The sequence below is a fragment of the Xanthomonas sp. 3307 genome (assembly GCF_014199735.1).
In the GTDB taxonomy this organism is placed as follows: Bacteria; Pseudomonadota; Gammaproteobacteria; order Xanthomonadales; family Xanthomonadaceae; genus Xanthomonas_A; species Xanthomonas_A rydalmerensis.
Genome location: NZ_JACHOG010000003.1, coordinates 616,909 through 633,580, shown reverse-complemented (window position 1 = coordinate 633,580; position 16,672 = coordinate 616,909). Strand labels below are relative to the sequence as shown.

Sequence of the window (16,672 nt, the reverse complement as noted above, 5' to 3'; positions counted from 1 at the left end):
GCCGGCGTTCGTCCCATGCGCCGGTCCGCCGCCTCCCCTCCCCCCACTGCCGAGTCTGCCTACCGATGAAGCGCCCTCCCCTGCTCGCCCTGTTGCTGCCGCTCGCCGCGGCCGTGTCGTTCTCCGCCTGTGCCACGCCGGCCGCCGACGCGCCCGGTGCCAACTCCGACTGCAGCGTGCGCGCCGAACCCGGCGACGATCTGCAAGCCGCCATCGACCGCGTCCCCAACGACGGCAAACCCGCCACCGTGTGCCTGAGCGCCGGCGAATTCCCGGTCGGCAAGCTGATCTCGATCCAGCGCGACGGCCTGCGCCTGCGCGGCCAGGGCGACAGCACCGTGCTGCGCATGCGCGACCACGTGCAGCAACCGACCATCGTCATCGGCGATTACCAGAACGAGCGCCCGCTGAAGCCGATCCGCGACGTCCGCGTGGAGCAGTTGCAGATCGTCGGCGGCACCATCGACAAGGAGTTCATGCCCGAGCGCCCGTACCTGAGCAACAGCCTGGTGGTGGTGCGCAACGGCCAGGACATCCAGCTGACCCACCTGCGGGTGAGCAAGTGCCGCAGCGCCTGCCTGCTCAGCGAGTTCGACAGCCGCGACCTGCTGATCGCGCACAACGACGTGTCCGGCGCAACCTGGGATGGGGTGTCGTTCAACCGCACCGCCAAGGTCAAGCTGATCGACAACGTGATCCACGACAACGTCGCCGCCGGCATCACCACCGAGCACCTGGAAGACAGCGAGATCCGCGACAATCGGCTGGAGCGCAACGGCAGCCAGGGCGTGTACCTGGCCGACGCGCGGCGCAACCTGTTCGCCGGCAACCAGTTCATCGACAACAAGGGCGCCGGGCTTTACCTGACCTGCTCGATCCGCCAGCGCACGCCGCAGATCCTGTGCTGGGACAACAGCATGAGCCAGGACAACACCTTCGAGAACAACACCTTCCGCGGCAATCCCTACACCTACACCATCGGCGTGGACAGTGCGGCCAACTGCACCGGCCCGGACTTCCGCCCCAACCTGTGGCGCAAGAACAACCAGGCCGACGCCTCCGGCATCGATATCCAGCCCGAACGCTACGGCCACTGCGTGCGCTTCGAGTAAGGCCGGGACCCGGGACGCGCCCCCCCGGAAAGGCGGTGCCGCGACCCGAAGCACTGCCGACTCCCGCTGCTTGGATCCCGAGTCCGACACGTCCCGCCGGCGTATCGCCGGCGGGACGTGCGAGTTCAGGCTCCCAGCGCCTGCGCGTGCACACCCGCCACCGCACGGCCGGAGGGATCGGCCATGGCCGCGAAGCTGGCGTCCCAGGCGATCGCCGCCGGCGAGGAGCAGGCGATCGACTTGCCTCCGGGCACGGTCTCGGCCGCGGCCGGCGTCGGGAACACGCGCTCGAACAGGCTGCGGTAGTAATAGGCTTCCTTGGTCTGCGGCGGGTTCACCGGGAAGCGCTTGTCGGCCGCGGCCAGTTCGCGGTCGCTGACCTGGGCTTCGGCATGCGCCTTCAGGCCGTCGATCCAGCCGTAGCCGACGCCGTCGCTGAACTGCTCCTTCTGCCGCCACAGGATCGATTCGGGCAGATAGCCCTCGAAGGCCTCGCGCAGTACCGCCTTCTCGATGCGCTTGCTGCCGTCGGCGCGGGTACCGGCCATCTTGTACTGGGCGTCCATGCGCATGGCCACGTCCAGGAACTCCACGTCCAGGAACGGCACACGCGGCTCCACGCCCCAGGCCATCATCGACTTGTTGGCGCGCAGGCAATCGTAGTTGTAGAGCGCGTCGAGCTTGCGGATCAGTTCCTCGTGGAATTCGCGCGCGTTCGGCGCCTTGTGGAAATACAGGTAGCCGCCGAAGATCTCGTCGCTGCCTTCGCCGGACAGCACCATCTTCACTCCCATCGCCTTGATCCGCCGCGCCAGCAGGAACATCGGCGTGGAGGCGCGGATGGTGGTGACGTCGTAGGTCTCGATGTGCCGGATGACTTCCGGCAATGCGTCCAGGCCTTCCTCGAAGGTGTATTCGAAGCCGTGGTGCACGGTCCCCAGGGCCTCGGCCGCGATCGCCGCGGCGGCCAGATCCGGCGAGCCCTTCAGGCCGATCGCGAACGAGTGCAGACGTGGCCACCAGGCCTCGGCCTCGTCGTTCTCTTCGATGCGCTTGCGCGCGAAACGCGCCGCCACCGCTGCCACCAGCGAGGAATCCAGCCCACCGGAGAGCAGCACGCCGTACGGCACGTCGGTCATCAACTGCCGATGCACGGCACGCTCGAACGCCTCGCGCAGTTCCTGCTTGCCGACCTCCACGCCCTGCACCGCCGCATAGTCGCGCCAGGGCTTGCGGTAGTACTGCACGAGCTCGCCGCTGGCGCTGTCGTAGTAGTGGCCCGGTGGGAACTGGGCGACGTCGGCGCAGCTGTCGGCCAGCGATTTCATCTCCGAGGCCACCCGCAGCCGGCCCTGCGCGTCATGGCCCCAGTACAGCGGGCACACACCCATCGGATCGCGCGCGATCAGCACGCGGCCGGCGGCCTTGTCCCACAGTGCGAAAGCGAAGATGCCGTTGAGGCGGTTCAGCAGCGCGTCCGGCGTGGTTTCGCGGTACAGCGCGTTGATCACCTCGCAGTCCGAACCGGTCTGGAAGGCGTAGGGCTGGACGAGTTCCTTCTTCAGCTCGCGATGGTTGTAGATCTCGCCGTTGACCGCTAGCGCCAGGCGTCCGTCGTCGGAGAGCAGCGGCTGCGAGCCGCCAGCCGGGTCGACGATGGCCAGGCGCTCATGGACCAGGATCGCGCCGTCGTCGACATACACGCCGCTCCAGTCCGGGCCGCGATGGCGCTGCCGCTGCGAGCAGTCCAGCGCCTGCCGCCGCAGCGCCTGCAGGTCGTCGCCCGGTTGCAGGCCGAAGATGCCGAAGATCGAACACATGGGAAAGCTCCTGATCGTGGGGTAAGGGTTGCGAGGGAATCCACACGCCCAGGCACAAAAAAACCCGCATCGGCCGATGCGGGTTTTCTGGTGGCTGGGCGTGGTGTTTCTGGTAGCGCCTAGTCGCAGACCCGCATCGGCCGCGCACGATTATTCGCCAGCGCATTATTGCGGCCGTTGGCGGTGGTCGAGCGGAGGACGGACAACGAGGTCATGCGGCGACCGTAACCCGGCGCGCGGGCCGGCGCAACTGTTACCGCAGCAACCGTTCGATCAGGCGCAGATACAGATCCGGCAGCGCCTCCAGGTCGGCCACGCGCACGTGCTCGTCGACCTGGTGGATGCTGGCGTTGACCGGGCCGACCTCGATGCATTGCGCGCCCAGTGGCGCGATGAAGCGCGCATCGGAAGTGCCGCCGCCGGTGCTCTCCTCCGGCGGCGCGCCGGCGACCTCGCCCAGCACCTCGCGCGCTACCCGGCGCAGCGTGCCTTCCGGGGTGTAGAACGGCTCGCCGCTGCGGTGCCAGCGCAGGTCGTAGTCCAGGCCGTGGTGATCGAACAGCGCGGCGATCTCCGCTTCCAGCCGCGGCGCATCCCAGTGCGGGGTGTAGCGCAGGTTGAAGGCGACCTGCAGTTCGCCGGGGATCACGTTGTTGGCGCCGGTGCCGGCATGCACGTTGGAGATCTGCAGGCTGGTCGGCGGGAAGCTTTCGTAGCCGTCGTCCCAGTGCCGCGCGACCAGTTCGGCCAGCGCCGGCGCGGCCAAGTGGATCGGGTTACGCGCCTTGTGCGGATAGGCCACATGCCCCTGCACGCCGCGCACGCGCAGCGCGCCGGAGAGGCTGCCGCGGCGGCCGACCCGCAGCAGGTCGCCGAGACGTTCGGTGGACGAGGGTTCGCCGGTGACGCACCAGTCGATGCGTTCGCCGCGCTCGGCGAACAATCGCGCCACGTGGCGCACGCCGTCGATCGCATCGCCTTCCTCGTCGCTGGTCAGCAGCACCGCCAGCGTGCCCGGGTGCTGCGGCTGCGCGGCCACGAACCGTTCGGCGGCGACCACGAAGGCGGCCACGCTACCCTTCATGTCGGCAGCGCCGCGCCCGTACAGCACGCCGTCGCGAATCTGCGGTACGAACGGATCGCTGGCCCAGGCCTCGCGCGGCCCCGGCGGCACCACGTCGGTATGGCCGAGCAGCGCCAGCACCGGGCCATCGCCACCGCGATGGGTCGCCCACAGGTTGTCGACCTGGCCGCAGCGCAAATGCTCGATGGCGAAACCAGCGCGTTCCAGCCGGCGCGCGATCAGTGCCTGGCACCCGGCATCGTCGGGAGTCACCGACGGGCGGGCGATCAGGTCGCGGGCGAGTTCAAGGACATCGGACATGCAGGGACACCGTTGGGGAAAGCGCTAGGGCGCGATGATGATCGGGGCCGGTAACGTCGCGTGCGGGCGACGCAGCAAGTGCAGTGTACGAGCGGGACTGGCGGATTCGAAGTCTCGGCCCGGGTCGCCCTGGCGGATGCACGTTCGCGAGCCTGACCTTCGCTACGGCGCGACACCCGGCCAGCGCATGCAGCGCACGCGCACCGCGAAGGCCTCGTTGCCGGGCATGCGCCCATGCTGCACGCCGGTTTCGACGAAGCCGCAGGCACGGTAGAACGCGAGTGCCGCGACATTGCCATCCAGCAATTCCAGCGTCAGGCCAGCCGGGCTGGCGTCCTGCACCGCGGTCACCAGCGCCTGGCCGACGCCGCGCCGGCGCGCGGCCAGATCCACGTACAGCCAGGCCAGTTCCTCGCCGTCGTCGGCGACGAACCCCAGCACCTGGCCTTGCCATTCGGCGACCTGCACGCGGTAGTCGAACAGGTGTTCACGCTCGGCCGCGATCGGCAGCGGCAGGAACGCATCCGCCAACACCGCCGCCTGCAGTTCCTCCAGGCGCGCGGCGTCGTGGATGACGCACAGGCGTGCCCAGTCGTCTGCCCGGTACGGGCGGATGTTCACGCGATACCGAATCGTTGCTTGAAGCCGTTGTCGGAGAAGCCCTGGCTGAGCCGGCCGTCGTCGGTCACCACCACCGGCCGCCGGATCAGCTGCGGATACTCGCGCAGCAGCAGCTTCCATTCGGCATCGGAGCCAGGCGCTTTCTTGTTGTCGGGCAGTTGCCGCCAGGTGGTGGAAGACTTGTTGACCAGCGCGTCGAACCCACCGGCCTGGCCGGCCCACTCCAGCAGGGTCTCCGGCGTCGGCTTGTGCTCGCGGTAGTCGACGAAGGTGTAGGCCACGCCGAAGCGGTCCAGCCACTTGGTCGCCTTCTTGCAGGTGTCGCAGTTCTTCAATCCGTACAACGTCGTCATCGAAATGTCCCATCAAGCGGATGAAGCCCCTCTCCCGCCGGGAGAGGGGTTGGGGTGAGGGTTGGCGCGCCGTGGCGACATGGCACGCGCAGATATCGTGTTTGATCTTACCCGGCGCACGCGCCGTCGGCTCTCCCGCGCAGCGAGAAAACGCACTTGGCCACACCGCGTCTTACTGCGCTGGCACTTCCTTGAGCCGGGCCGAGTCGATGCGCCAGCGCAGTTGCGCGGCCGAGGCGCCGTCGACACCGTTGACCCGACGCAGGACGTAGTCGCCACGGAAGCGTTGCCGCGTGCCGTCGGCCAGCGTCGCCTCCACGGTGACCGGCACTGGCTGATACACCGAGCCGGCGGCACCGTCGCTGGCACCAAGCGCGCCGATCGTCACCTTCACCGCGCGCGTCTGGGCGAAGCCGGCCTTGAACGCGTCGTAGGACTGCCCCGGGCGCCCGTCCTCGCCCCACTGCTGCCAGGCCACCGCGTAATCGCGCGCGTTGATCGCCGCGTAATAACGCCGCACCACGTCAGCCGCGGCCTGCGGGCTGTCCGCCGCCGGGCCGCAACCGGCGGTGGCCGGTCCATCGTGACCGAGCAGCGCGCAGCTGCGCGCGATCTCGTCGTCGATCATGGCGCAGCTGTTGGCGGCACTGCAGGGCGGATGCGTGGCCGGCGACACCGAGCGACAGGTCGCCACGCGCGCCGCCGCAGCATCGGCGCCGATTTCGGCGGCGCAGGACAGTGGTTCGCTTGCCACGCTGGCGCTTTCCGTCGTGGCAGGCGCTTTTGCAGGCGCGGCGGTCGCGGCAGGCACGGGGTTTGGCGCAGCGCCCGTCTCGGTGGGCGTATGACCGTCCGCAGGTGCCGCTGGCGTCGGCGCGCCCTCGCGACCGCACCCGGCCAGCGCGACCGCCACCGTCATCCAGCAAGCCCATTTCATCTTCCGCATTGGTGTCTCCCTGTCAGGGCAGTGCAGCACCCGGCAACAGTCGCACCGGGCATCGTCGGTCCGATGCACACTGCCGCGGCAGCGCTCGAACCCGCGTGTGGCAGCGTATCCGGCCACCGATGTACGTCGGGTGTGCGCCCGCTCTGCCCTTGGTTCGGAATCGCGAACCCTACGATGAACCAGTCGACCAACTCTTACGGGCGACAGCCATCAGTTGAGCTTGCCTACCTACAAGCGGCACAGTGCCACTAGGCCGAACGCCGCGTTCTTGCCGACGCACGGCTGTTCGCACTGGAGCCGAATCCGCCGAAGACTTTGCATGCGGGTCCCGACGACAGAAGCCACCGCGTGCTTTACCGCCTTTGCGTTTGCTTTTGATTTACCGGGTTCCCTTCCGCAGCGGCGGGTGGACCGGGGAAAACCCCCGAAGGGGCGGCGCACATGGACATGCGCCGTTCGCGGCAGGGGCAGGGCTCGCCGGAAAAAGGCGAAGCACTGCTTCGCCCCGGCGGGCGGGCTGGCGCCGTGAGGCGCCTGCCCCGGGCTTGGCTGCAAAGCAGCCAAGCCCCTTCCGCGAATCCCCGGTGCATCCGCGGACCCGGAGCGCGCAGCGCGGAGGGCGCAAGGCAGGGCGCGCTTGACCAGCCTTCGGCTGTGGTAAAGCGTTTCTTTTGGTTACCTTTTCTTTGCGCGAGCAAAGAAGCGCTTCTCAGCAGCCAAAGGCTGATCAAAGTAACTCGCCCGCAAGGGCGAAAGCCTTTCTAGAACAGGAACAGGCAGGCGCCGCCCAACTCAGTCAGCCAACCCACGCAGCAGATCGTTGACGCTGGTCTTGCTGCGGGTCTTGGCGTCGACCTGCTTGACGATCACCGCGCAGTACAGCGAGTGCGAGCCGTCCTTGGCCGGCAGTTGCCCGGACACCACCACGCTGTACGGCGGCACGTAGCCGTAGGAGATCTCGCCGGTGGCGCGGTTGTAGATGCGCGTGCTCTGGCCCAGGAACACGCCCATGCCGATCACGCTGTGGTGGCCGACCACCACGCCCTCCACCACTTCCGAGCGCGCGCCGATGAAGCAGTGGTCCTCGATGATGGTGGGGCTGGCCTGCAGCGGCTCGAGCACGCCGCCGATGCCGGCGCCGCCGGACAGGTGGCAATGCTTGCCGATCTGCGCGCAGGACCCGACCGTGGCCCAGGTGTCGACCATGGTGCCCTCGCCGACGTGCGCGCCGATGTTGGTGAAGCTCGGCATCAGCACCACGTCCTTGCCGAAGTAGCTGCCGCGGCGCGCCACCGCGCCCGGCACCACGCGCACGCCGGCCTTGCGGAACTCGGCCTCGTGGTAGCCGGCGAAGCGCGACTCCACCTTGTCCCAGAACGGCGCCGGCTGCGCTTCCACCACCGCCATCTCGTTGACCCGGAAGTACAGCAGCACCGCCTTCTTCAGCCACTCGTTGACCTTCCAGCCGCCGTGCCCGTCCGGCTCGGCGACGCGGAACTCGCCGCTTTCCAGGCCGTCGATGACCCGGTTGACCACCGGCCGGGTCGATCCCTCGATCTCGTCCAGGGTCAGCGTGGCGCGGCGCTCGAACGCGCTGTCGATGGTGAACTTGAGTTCGTCGGCGCTGGGCATGGCGACCGGCTTGGCGCGCAGCGGCTTCGGCGCGGGCTTGGCCGCCGCGGTCGGTGCCGCAGGCTTCGCGGCGACCGGCTTGGCGGACTTGGCCGGCTTGGCGGTCTTCTTGGTGGCCGGCTTCTTCGCAGCGGGCGTCTTGGCGGCAGGCTTCTTGGTGGCCATCAGCGGGGGTCTCCAGGCGGGGTATCGGGGTCCAGGCAGGCCTGCAGCGCGGCCTGCAGCGCCTGGCGGCAGGCGTCGGGCAACGGCAGGTTGTGCTCGTCGGTGATGTGGAACAGATCCTCGGCGCGCTCGCCGAAGGTGGCGATGCGCGCGTCGTGCACGCGCAGCTGGTGCCGGCGCAGCACCTGGGCCACGTCCGACAGCAGCCCGGGGCGGTCTGGCGCAACCAGGCTGAGCCGGGTCAGGCGGCCGTCGAGGCTCTCGCGGAATTCGATGCGCGGGGCGAAGCGGAAATGCCGCAGCTGGCGCGGCACCACGCGCCGCGCCGGACGCAGCCGCGCCAGGTCGCCGGCCAGCGCCTCGCGCAGTCCGGCCTGCAACTGCGCGATGTCGCCGCTGGCGAAGGCATCGGCCGGCATCACCTCGAAGGTGTCGAAGATCGCCTCATGCGGCGCATCGAGCACCCGCGCGCGATGGATGCCGTAGCCGAGCCGGTCCAGGGTCATCACGATCGCGGCGAACAGGCCGTCGCGGTCCGGCGAGTACACGAACACTTCCAGCGCCGCGTCGTCGGGGGTGACCGGACGCACCTTGACCAGGGTGCCGCCCAGTTCCACCTCCATCAGCGAGGTCGCCTGCCAGGCCAGTTGCTCGGGACGGAAGCGCAGGAAACTCTCGTCCGGCATGCCGGCGAACTGGCGGTCGATGGTGACGTCGTCGTGGCCCTGCAGGTGCATCAGCGCACGCGTGGCCTCGCGTGCCTCCTGCAGGCGCTCGGCCACCGGCAGCGGGTGTTCCAGGCCCTCGCGCAGCGCGCGGCGGGCGGCGAAGTACAGGTCGGCCAGCAGCCGGTCCTTCCACGCGTTCCACAGCTTGGGGCTGGTGCCGGCGATGTCGGCACAGGTCAGCAGATACAGATGATCCAGCCGCTCGCGGTCGCCGACCAGGCTGGCGAAGCGATGGATCACGTCCGGATCGGCGATGTCCTGCTTCTGCGCGGTCACCGACATGCGCAGGTGCTGCTCGACCAGCCAGGCGACCAGGTCGGTGTCGGCGGCGCTGAGCGCGTGCGCGGCGCAGAACGCGCGCGCATCCACCGCGCCCAGTTCCGAATGGTCGCCGCCGCGGCCCTTGGCGATGTCGTGGAACAGGCCGGCCAACAGCAGCAGTTCCGGCTTGCGCAGCCGCGGCCAGACCTCATGCGCGATCGAGAAGCGGTCGTCGGCGCGCGCGCTGGCGAACACCGCCATGTTCTTCAACACCATCAGCGTGTGCTGGTCGACCGTGTACACATGGAACAGGTCGAACTGCATGCGCCCGGACACCTGCGCGAACGCCGGGATCCACTGCCCGAGCACGCCCAGCCGCGCCATCCGGGTCAGCGTCTGCACCGCGCGCGGGCCGCGCAACAGCGCCAAAAAGCGCTCGCGCGCGGCCGTGCTGGCGCTGGCGTAGGCCGGCAGGTGCGGCAGCGCCTCGGCCAGCGCGCGCGCGGTCAGCGAATGCAGGCCGCGGATCTCGCCGTGTGCGGCCCAGGTGGCGAACAGCGCGAACACCTGCACCGGGTCGGCCTGCGGCCAGTGCTCGTCGTCGGCGGCCAGGTAGCCGCGGCGCAGCGAGAAGTCGCCGGCCAGCGGCTGCGGCTGCGCCTCGCCATCGAACTGTTCCTCGAAGCGCTGCAGCAGCCGATCGCTGAGCCGACGCACGATCGCCGCGCTGCGGTAGAAGCGCTGCATCATCTTCTCGACGCCCAGGCTCTCGACGTCGTCGGAGAAGCCCAGGCGCTGCGCCAGGGTCTTCTGGTAATCGAAGCGCAAGCGCTCTTCGGGGCGGTTGGCGACCAGGTGCAGGCCGTAGCGCAAGCGCGCCAGTTCGCGGCGCTCGCGGCGCAGCGCGGCGGCTTCGTCGCCGCCGACATGGCCCAGCCCGATCAACGGCTCCAGGTCGCGCACGCCGAACGCGCGCAACGCCATCCAGCCCAGGGTGTGCAGGTCGCGCAGGCCGCCGGGGCCGTCCTTGATGTCCGGCTCCAGGTTGTCGGCGGTATCGCCGAAACGCTGGTGGCGGGCCTGCAGCTCCTCGCGCTTGGCCATGAAGAATTCGCGCGGCGGCCACACCCGCTGCGGCGCGATGGCCGCCGCCAGCGCCGCCTTAGCCGCGGCGTCGGCCTGCAGCGGGCGCGCCTCGATCAACGCGGTCAGCACGGTCTGGTCGGCGCAGGCCGCGGTGCACTGCGCGGCCGAGCGCACCGCGTGGCTCACCGGCACGCCGGCGTCCCACAGCAGCGGAAACAGCCGCGCCAGCGCCGGTTCGTAGACGGGGTCGAGCTCGCCGAACACCAGCAGGTCGATGTCCGAGCGCGGGAACAGTTCGCCACGACCGTAGCCGCCCACCGCGAACAGGGCCAGCCCGGCCTCGCGCGGCACGCAGCGGCTCCAGGCGTGACGGATCAGTTGGTCCAGCGCGCGCGCGCGCAGCGCCAGCAGGCGGTCGATGTCGTCGCCCTGGTCGAAGCGCTTGCTCAGCCGCGCATCGGTCTGCGCCAGCAGTTGCCGCACCGCGGCCGCCCAGCCGGCATCGTCGACGCCGGCGTCGGGCATGCCGGCATCGGCACCGGCCGGCAGCAGGCTCACGGCTCGCCGAGGCCGCCCGGCGACAGGGTCAGTACCTCCACCCCATCCTCGGTGACGGCGACCATGTGCTCCCATTGCGCCGAGAGCTTGCGGTCCTTGGTCACCACGGTCCAGCCGTCCGGCAGCACGCGGGTGTAGCGCGTGCCCTCGTTGATCATCGGCTCGATGGTGAAGGTCATGCCCGGCTTCAGCACCAGGCCATCGCCCGGCCGGCCGTAGTGCAGCACCTGCGGCTCGTCGTGGTAGACCTTGCCGATGCCGTGGCCGCAGTACTCGCGCACCACGCTGAAGCGCTCGCTCTCGGCGTACTGCTGGATGGCATGGCCGATGTCGCCGAGCGTGGCGCCCGGCTTCACCGCGCGGATGCCGCGCCACATGGCCTCGTAGGTGGCCTCGATCAGGCGCCGCGCCATCACCGAGGGCGTGCCCGCGCAGTACATGCGGCTGGTGTCGCCGTGCCAGCCGTCCTTGATCACGGTGACGTCGATGTTGACGATGTCGCCGTCCTTCAGGACCTTGCTTTCACTGGGGATGCCGTGGCAGATCACGTTGTTCACCGACGTGCACACGGTCTTCGGAAAGCCGCGGTAGCCGACGTTGGCCGGCACCGCCTGCTGCACCTTGACGATATGGTCGTGGCAGATGCGGTCCAGCTCGGCGGTGGTGACGCCGGGCTTCACGTACGGGCCGATCAGGTCCAGTACCTCGGCGGCCAGGCGGCCGGCCACGCGCATCTTCTCGATGTCCTGCGGAGTTTTCAGATTGACGGTCATGGTCGTCATTATCGCTCATCCCGGCGCTGGCTGAACGCGCCGGGCGCATCGGTGGTTTTCCGGCGCGTTGCCCTGACCACCATCGTCTTCATCGCACTGAACGCGCTGTCCTGTGGTCGCCATCTCATGTGAAATCTAGATGACGATCCAAAAAAATGTGAACTGGCCCGCAGTTTGCATTGATGGCGACACCGGCGGTTGTCCGCCCTCACCGAAGAACCCTGCCATGTACCTCTTCCATCGCGTTCTCGCCTTCCTCGTGCTGTTCGTCGCCGGGACCGGCCTGGCCTGGGCCCAGTCCGACTCGCGCACCTTCAACGTCAAGATCCAGATCACCAGCGTCTGCGACATCCAGACGGCCCCCACCGACGTGGATTTCGGCAGCGTCAATTCCAACCAGACGGCGATCAACAGCACCGGCACCTTGAACGTGCGTTGCACCTCCGGCACGCCGTACAACATCGCGCTCAACGCCGGTTCCGGCTCCGGCGCCACGGTCACCACCCGCACCATGGGCAGCGCCGTCGCCGGCAACACCACGCGGGTGCCTTACTCGCTGTATCGCAATGCCGCGCGCACGCAGAACTGGGGCTCGACCATCGGCACCGACACCCAGGCCGGCACCGGCAATGGTGCAGTGCAGCCGATCACCGTCTACGGCCAGGTCGCCAACACCAACTACCCTGCCGGTTCATACAGCGACATCGTCACCGCCACCGTCAGTTGGTAACCGGAGCCGCCTGCATGCATGTGCGACTGCATTCCTTCCTGCGCCTGCCGGCGCTCGCCGCGTTGTGGCTGGCGGCAGCCGGCGCGGCAGTGGCGGCGAGCCTGCAGGTGGCGCCGACCTCGGTGTCGCTGCGCGCCGAGGAGACCGCCCAGGGCGTGTGGCTGAGCAACAGCGGCGACGTGCCGCTGCGTGCGCAGGTCCGCGTATTCCATTGGCAGCAGCGCGACGGCGAGGATGTGCTCGACCCCAGCGACCGCATCGCGCTCAGCCCGCCGATGCTGGAGCTGGCGCCGCATTCGCGGCAGTTGGTCCGCGTGATCCGCCTGGATCCCGCGCCCGGCGCCGGCGAGGACGCCTACCGCATCCTGGTCGACGAGTTGCCCAGCCAGGACGCCAGCGGCAACGCCAGCGCCGGGCTGCAGTTCGTGCTGCGCTATTCGGTGCCGGTGTTCCTCAAGCCGGCCGTGGCCACCGCGCCGGCACTGCGCGCGCGGCTGGTCCGCGACGGCGCGGGCACGGCGCTGGAAGTGCTCAACCATGGCAACGGCCACGCGCAATTGGTGGACCTGCAGTTCGTCGCCGGCGATGGCCAACGCAGCGCCGTCGCCCAAGGCCTGGCCGGCTATGTGCTGCCGGGCCAGCGCAAGCGCTGGCCGCTGCCGGAAGCGCTGGCCCGGGCGCAGGGAACGTTCGAGGCAAGGATCAATGGCGAGCCGCGCGCGCAGTCGCTGGTCGTGGACGCGGCGGCGCCCTGAGCTGTTGCTGGCCCTGTGGGCCGGCACTGCCGCGCTCGCCGTCGCCCAGCCTCAGCCCTCCACCCCGCCCCAGGCCGCTGCGCCGGCGCAGGAGACCCTGTACCTGGAGGTCACCCTGAACCAGACCCGGCAGCCGGGCCTGTTCCAGTTCCAGCGCGACGGCGAGCAACTGCGCGCCAGTGCCGCAACTCTGCGCCAGCTCGGTCTGCGCGTGGACGGCAGCGACGCCACCGCGGCGATCGCCCTGGGCGATCTGGACGGCGTGCGCTTCCGCTACGACGCCAGCCTGCAGCAACTGGCCATCGACGCGCCGGTGGCGCTGCTCGACGTCGCCACCACCCGGATCGACGCCCGCGGCGGCGTGCCGTCGCTACCGGCGACCAGCTCGCCCGGCGCCCTGCTCGACTACGACCTCTATGCCAGCCGCCAGGGCAGCGCCAGCAATCTCACCGCCAGCGGCGAACTGCGCGTGTTCGGCCTGGGCGATGGCCTGCTGCGGCAGTCCTTCGTCGGCAGGCTGTACCGCGAGCCGCAGCAGAACTGGCATGCCGAGGCGATCCGCCTGGACACGCAGTGGCAATGGTCGTTGCCCGAGCGCATGACCAGCGTGGTGCTGGGCGACACCTTCAGCAGCAGCACCAGTTGGAGCCGCACGCTGCGCCTGGGCGGGGTACGGGTGGGCAGCGATTTCGGCCTGCAGCCGTACCGCGCGCTCACCCCGCTGCCGGAATTCCTCGGCGAAGTGGCGGTGCCGTCCAGCGTGGACCTGTACGTCAACGGCATCCGCCAGTACGGCGCGCAGCTGCCGGCCGGGCCGTTCCAACTGTCCGCCGCGCCGGGCGTGGACGGCGCCGGCAATGCCCAGGTGGTGATCACCGACGCCTACGGCCGCACCCGCTCGCTGGCCTTTCCTTTCTATGCGACCCAGGATCTGCTGGCCAGCGGCCTGACCGACTGGTCGCTGGCGCTGGGCCGGGTGCGCGAGGACTACGGCGTCGCCGACTTCGCCTATGCCGGCGACACGGTCGGCAGCGCCAGCTGGCGGCGCGGTGTCAGCCCGCGCTTCACCGCCGAGGCGCACGCCGAGGCCGGGGCCGGCGTGCGCAACGCCGGCGTCGGCGGCCTGTGGCTGCTGCCGCGCGCCGGCGTGTTCGGCGCCTCGCTGGCGCACGGCGGCGATGCCGGCCAGCAAGGCCTGCAGTACGCGCTCAGCTACCGCTGGAACAACGGCCGCTTCAACCTGGCGTTGGATACCCAGCGCGCGCAATCCGGCTACCGCGACGTGGCCGCGCGTTACGGCGCCGCGCCGCCGCGGGTCAGCGAGCGCGCCCTGTTCGGCAGCACCTGGGACGGCCTGGGCAGCATCGCCCTGAGCTATGTGCGCCTGGCCTATCCGGACAGCGGCGACCAGCGCTACGCCAGCCTGTTCTGGACCCGGGCCCTGCCGCGGCAGTCGTCGTTGAACCTGAGCATCAACCAGAACCTGGACCAGGCCAGCGACCGAAGCGTGTATCTGGGCTGGTCGATCGCGCTGGAGGGGCGCCGCCAGGCCGGCGTCGCCCTGCAGCGTTTCGGCGAACGCACCAGTGCGACGGCCGATCTCAGTCAGGCAGCGGCTGCCGACGGCGGCAGCGGCTGGCGGCTGCAGGCGCGCGGCGGGCAGGACGGCGGCGGCGGCCTGGCCGAAGCCAGCTGGCGCGGCGACAGCGCCCGTTACGCCGGCGGCATCGCCAGCGCCGGCGGCCAGACCTACGGCTACGCCGAAGCCTCGGGCGGCGTGGCCTGGATCGGCGGCGGCTGGTTCCCTGGCCGCGATCTCGACCAGGCCTTCGCCCTGGTCTCCACCGGTGGCGTCGCCGACGTGCCGGTGTTGCTGGAGAACCGGCCGATCGGCCGCACCGATGCGCGTGGCTTCCTGCTGGTCACGCCGCTGCTGGCCTGGCAGCACAACCAGCTGTCGATCGATCCGATGCGCCTGCCGGCGGAGTTGCGGCCGGAGCAGGTCGACCAGATCGTGGTGCCGCGCGACCGCACCGGGGTGGTGGTGGCGTTCCCGATCCGCCGCAGCGACGGCGTGCTGGTGCAACTGCGCGATGCCGACGGCGTGCCGCTGCCGGTCGGCAGCCGGATACGTGGACCGGGGGTCGACACGGTGGTCGGCTACGATGGTCAGGCCTATGTGGAAGGACTCGGGCCCGGCCGCAACGATCTGGAGGTGGACATGCACGGCAGCCGTTGTCGATTCCGGATCGACCGCGCGACGCAGGCGCGGCCCACCGGCCTGGAGCCGCTGCGCTGCCTGCCGGAGACCACGCCATGAGCGCGCGCGCCTGGCGAATGCTGCTGCCGGCCCTGCTGTTGGCGGTCACACTGCTGCTGCCCTCGCGCGCCGCGGCCACCACCACCTGCACCGCGCAGGCCACGGCGCTGAGCTTCGGCACCCTCTCCGACACCGCCGCCACCGACGCCACCGCGCAGATCGTGGTCACCTGCCAGACCGGCGCGCTGAGCATCCTGGGCACCATCTATGTGCGCATGTGCCTGAACATCGGCGAGGGTGCCCAGGGCGGCGGCCTAGGCATCGCGCCGCGGCGCATGCTCAACCCGCTCAACGACAGCCTCGGCTTCCAGCTCTACCGCGACAGCGCACGCAGCCTGATCTGGGGCAGCACGCTGGCCGGCTCCACCCCGCTCCAGGTCGATCTGACCTACTCCTCGCTGGTGACCGGCGGCAGCGGCAGCGCCAGCTACACCCTGTATGGACGCATCCCGCTGCAGAGCGGTATCGCCACCGGGCTCTACCAGAACAACTTCAGCGGGGTGTTCACCAACCTGCAGTACCGCTACGACGAGCCGTTGATCGGCACCCCGGCGAGCATGCCCGCCTCCTGCACCACCGGCGGCGCCGGCGGCGGCACCTCGGTGCAGTTCCCGTTCGTGGCCAGCGTCACCGCCGCACCGACCTGCACCATCGCCAGCATCGCCGACCTGGATTTCGGTACGCAGTCGGGCCTGATCGACAATCCGCTGAACTACACCACCGCGCTCAGCATGAACTGCCGCTACCGCACCGCCTGGCAGGTGAGCCTGGACAACGGCCAGAACGCCAGCGGCAACGTGCGTCGCATGCGCAACGCCAGCGGCCAGTTCCTCACCTACGAGCTGTACCGCGACGCCGCCCGCACCCAACGCTGGGGCAGCACCCTGAACACCGATACCCAGACCGGCACCGGGACCGGCAGCGCGCAATCGCTCACCCTGTACGGCCAGGTGCCGGCCCAGCAGACCCCGGCCCCGGGCAGCTACAGCGACGTGGTCAAGGTCACCGTGACCTACTGAGGGCTGAACGGCGCCGTCGCGCCGGTCAAGTTGCCAGGATGGGAGCCGTTATCAGTTGTGTCTACCGCGGAGTCCCGATCGATGCGCCTGCCGTTCCTACGACCGCTGCTGTTGGCGAGCCTGTGCGTGGCCGGCGTCGATGCGGCGGCACAACCGACCGCCGGCAGCGGCAGCGCTGCATTGCGGATCGGCATCCGCATCGAGCGCAGTTGCGAGGTCGGCACCGAGGTCCGCGCGCAGCCCGGAGCGATGCCGACGATCGCCTGCAACCGCCCGATGGCCTACCAGGTCAGCGTCGACGGCGCGCCCGCGCCCAGTGCCGGCACCGCGCTGGCGTTGAGCCTGTCCACGACCGGCGCCGCGCCGCGCGACCCGGCGCGCTACGCCACGGTCGCGTTCTAGTGGGCGG

At 69.9% G+C, this 16,672-nt stretch carries 15 protein-coding genes; 7 read left to right on the top strand and 8 right to left on the bottom strand.

Translation table 11 applies throughout. The features are described 5' to 3' along the window. Nucleotides 1–65: 65 nt before the first annotated feature. Nucleotides 66–1,112: a right-handed parallel beta-helix repeat-containing protein gene (locus GGR64_RS11255; RefSeq protein ID WP_184446785.1), complete on the top strand. Its 1,047-nt coding sequence runs from the start codon at nucleotides 66–68 to the stop codon at nucleotides 1,110–1,112. A gap of 125 nt (nucleotides 1,113–1,237) precedes the next feature. On the opposite strand, the gene asnB is transcribed toward GGR64_RS11255, so the two are convergent. The 5 genes from asnB to GGR64_RS20720 form a co-directional block, all read right to left on the bottom strand. After that, a complete protein-coding gene (gene asnB, locus GGR64_RS11250; protein WP_184645836.1) occupies nucleotides 1,238–2,932 on the bottom strand; it encodes an asparagine synthase B in 1,695 nt (564 codons plus the stop codon). Nucleotides 2,933–3,185: 253 nt separating this feature from the next. After that, nucleotides 3,186–4,316, bottom strand: coding sequence for a succinyl-diaminopimelate desuccinylase (gene dapE, locus GGR64_RS11245; RefSeq protein ID WP_184645834.1), 1,131 nt, complete (start codon nucleotides 4,314–4,316; stop codon nucleotides 3,186–3,188). A 162-nt stretch (nucleotides 4,317–4,478) separates the two neighbouring features. Beyond that, nucleotides 4,479–4,937: a GNAT family N-acetyltransferase gene (locus GGR64_RS11240; RefSeq protein ID WP_184645832.1), complete on the bottom strand. Its 459-nt coding sequence runs from the start codon at nucleotides 4,935–4,937 to the stop codon at nucleotides 4,479–4,481. Continuing rightward, nucleotides 4,934–5,290, bottom strand: a complete 357-nt coding sequence (locus tag GGR64_RS11235; protein WP_184446789.1) for an arsenate reductase — start codon at nucleotides 5,288–5,290, stop codon at nucleotides 4,934–4,936. Before GGR64_RS11235 ends, GGR64_RS11240 begins: the two co-directional genes overlap by 4 nt. Nucleotides 5,291–5,462: 172 nt before the next feature. Further along, nucleotides 5,463–5,918: a hypothetical protein gene (locus tag GGR64_RS20720; RefSeq protein ID WP_221236163.1), complete on the bottom strand. Its 456-nt coding sequence runs from the start codon at nucleotides 5,916–5,918 to the stop codon at nucleotides 5,463–5,465. Between GGR64_RS20720 and GGR64_RS20715 the strand changes: the two genes are divergently transcribed. After that, nucleotides 5,917–6,138: a hypothetical protein gene (locus GGR64_RS20715; protein ID WP_221236162.1), complete on the top strand. Its 222-nt coding sequence runs from the start codon at nucleotides 5,917–5,919 to the stop codon at nucleotides 6,136–6,138. The two genes, GGR64_RS20720 and GGR64_RS20715, sit on opposite strands and share 2 nt — an antisense overlap. 890 nt (nucleotides 6,139–7,028) lie before the next feature. Here GGR64_RS20715 and dapD read toward each other — a convergent pair. From dapD to map, 3 genes are read right to left on the bottom strand one after another with little or no spacing between them, the layout of a single operon-like run. Continuing rightward, nucleotides 7,029–8,033: a 2,3,4,5-tetrahydropyridine-2,6-dicarboxylate N-succinyltransferase gene (dapD, locus tag GGR64_RS11225; RefSeq protein WP_160965672.1), complete on the bottom strand. Its 1,005-nt coding sequence runs from the start codon at nucleotides 8,031–8,033 to the stop codon at nucleotides 7,029–7,031. Next, the gene (locus GGR64_RS11220; RefSeq protein ID WP_184645922.1) at nucleotides 8,033–10,633 is read right to left on the bottom strand and encodes a [protein-PII] uridylyltransferase; all 2,601 of its coding nucleotides are present in this window, start codon (nucleotides 10,631–10,633) and stop codon (nucleotides 8,033–8,035) included. Before GGR64_RS11220 ends, dapD begins: the two co-directional genes overlap by 1 nt. Nucleotides 10,634–10,662: 29 nt before the next feature. After that, entirely contained in the window at nucleotides 10,663–11,448 is a 786-nt protein-coding gene (gene map, locus GGR64_RS11215; protein ID WP_160957186.1) for a type I methionyl aminopeptidase, read from the bottom strand. Between the two features lie 217 nt (nucleotides 11,449–11,665). On the opposite strand from map, the gene GGR64_RS11210 reads away from it, so the two are divergent. The 5 genes from GGR64_RS11210 (at nucleotide 11,666) to GGR64_RS11190 (ending at nucleotide 16,665) form a co-directional block, all read left to right on the top strand. Further along, entirely contained in the window at nucleotides 11,666–12,169 is a 504-nt protein-coding gene (locus GGR64_RS11210) for a spore coat U domain-containing protein (RefSeq protein ID WP_160965670.1), read from the top strand. A 14-nt stretch (nucleotides 12,170–12,183) separates the two neighbouring features. After that, complete coding sequence (locus GGR64_RS11205; protein ID WP_184645830.1) at nucleotides 12,184–12,924, top strand: molecular chaperone; 741 nt, start codon at nucleotides 12,184–12,186, stop codon at nucleotides 12,922–12,924. Continuing rightward, nucleotides 12,875–15,244, top strand: a complete 2,370-nt coding sequence (locus GGR64_RS11200) for a fimbria/pilus outer membrane usher protein (RefSeq protein ID WP_184645828.1) — start codon at nucleotides 12,875–12,877, stop codon at nucleotides 15,242–15,244. Before GGR64_RS11205 ends, GGR64_RS11200 begins: the two co-directional genes overlap by 50 nt. Then, a complete protein-coding gene (locus GGR64_RS11195; RefSeq protein ID WP_184645827.1) occupies nucleotides 15,241–16,263 on the top strand; it encodes a spore coat U domain-containing protein in 1,023 nt (340 codons plus the stop codon). Before GGR64_RS11200 ends, GGR64_RS11195 begins: the two co-directional genes overlap by 4 nt. A gap of 81 nt (nucleotides 16,264–16,344) precedes the next feature. Beyond that, complete coding sequence (locus tag GGR64_RS11190; RefSeq protein WP_160970854.1) at nucleotides 16,345–16,665, top strand: hypothetical protein; 321 nt, start codon at nucleotides 16,345–16,347, stop codon at nucleotides 16,663–16,665. Nucleotides 16,666–16,672 lie beyond the last annotated feature (7 nt).

Excerpts from the sequence above, each read along its gene's own strand:
- GGR64_RS11255 (WP_184446785.1), top strand. The coding sequence starts at position 66 with ATGAAGCGCCCTCCCCTGCTCGCCCTGTTGCTGCCGCTCGCCGCGGCC.
- asnB (WP_184645836.1), bottom strand. The coding sequence starts at position 2,932 with ATGTGTTCGATCTTCGGCATCTTCGGCCTGCAACCGGGCGACGACCTG.
- dapE (WP_184645834.1), bottom strand. The coding sequence starts at position 4,316 with ATGTCCGATGTCCTTGAACTCGCCCGCGACCTGATCGCCCGCCCGTCG.
- GGR64_RS11235 (WP_184446789.1), bottom strand. The coding sequence starts at position 5,290 with ATGACGACGTTGTACGGATTGAAGAACTGCGACACCTGCAAGAAGGCG.
- GGR64_RS20715 (WP_221236162.1), top strand. The coding sequence starts at position 5,917 with ATGGCGCAGCTGTTGGCGGCACTGCAGGGCGGATGCGTGGCCGGCGAC.
- GGR64_RS20720 (WP_221236163.1), bottom strand. The coding sequence starts at position 5,918 with ATGATCGACGACGAGATCGCGCGCAGCTGCGCGCTGCTCGGTCACGAT.
- dapD (WP_160965672.1), bottom strand. The coding sequence starts at position 8,033 with ATGGCCACCAAGAAGCCTGCCGCCAAGACGCCCGCTGCGAAGAAGCCG.
- GGR64_RS11220 (WP_184645922.1), bottom strand. The coding sequence starts at position 10,633 with ATGCCCGACGCCGGCGTCGACGATGCCGGCTGGGCGGCCGCGGTGCGG.
- map (WP_160957186.1), bottom strand. The coding sequence starts at position 11,448 with ATGACGACCATGACCGTCAATCTGAAAACTCCGCAGGACATCGAGAAG.
- GGR64_RS11210 (WP_160965670.1), top strand. The coding sequence starts at position 11,666 with ATGTACCTCTTCCATCGCGTTCTCGCCTTCCTCGTGCTGTTCGTCGCC.
- GGR64_RS11205 (WP_184645830.1), top strand. The coding sequence starts at position 12,184 with ATGCATGTGCGACTGCATTCCTTCCTGCGCCTGCCGGCGCTCGCCGCG.
- GGR64_RS11200 (WP_184645828.1), top strand. The coding sequence starts at position 12,875 with ATGGCGAGCCGCGCGCGCAGTCGCTGGTCGTGGACGCGGCGGCGCCCT.
- GGR64_RS11195 (WP_184645827.1), top strand. The coding sequence starts at position 15,241 with ATGAGCGCGCGCGCCTGGCGAATGCTGCTGCCGGCCCTGCTGTTGGCG.
- GGR64_RS11190 (WP_160970854.1), top strand. The coding sequence starts at position 16,345 with ATGCGCCTGCCGTTCCTACGACCGCTGCTGTTGGCGAGCCTGTGCGTG.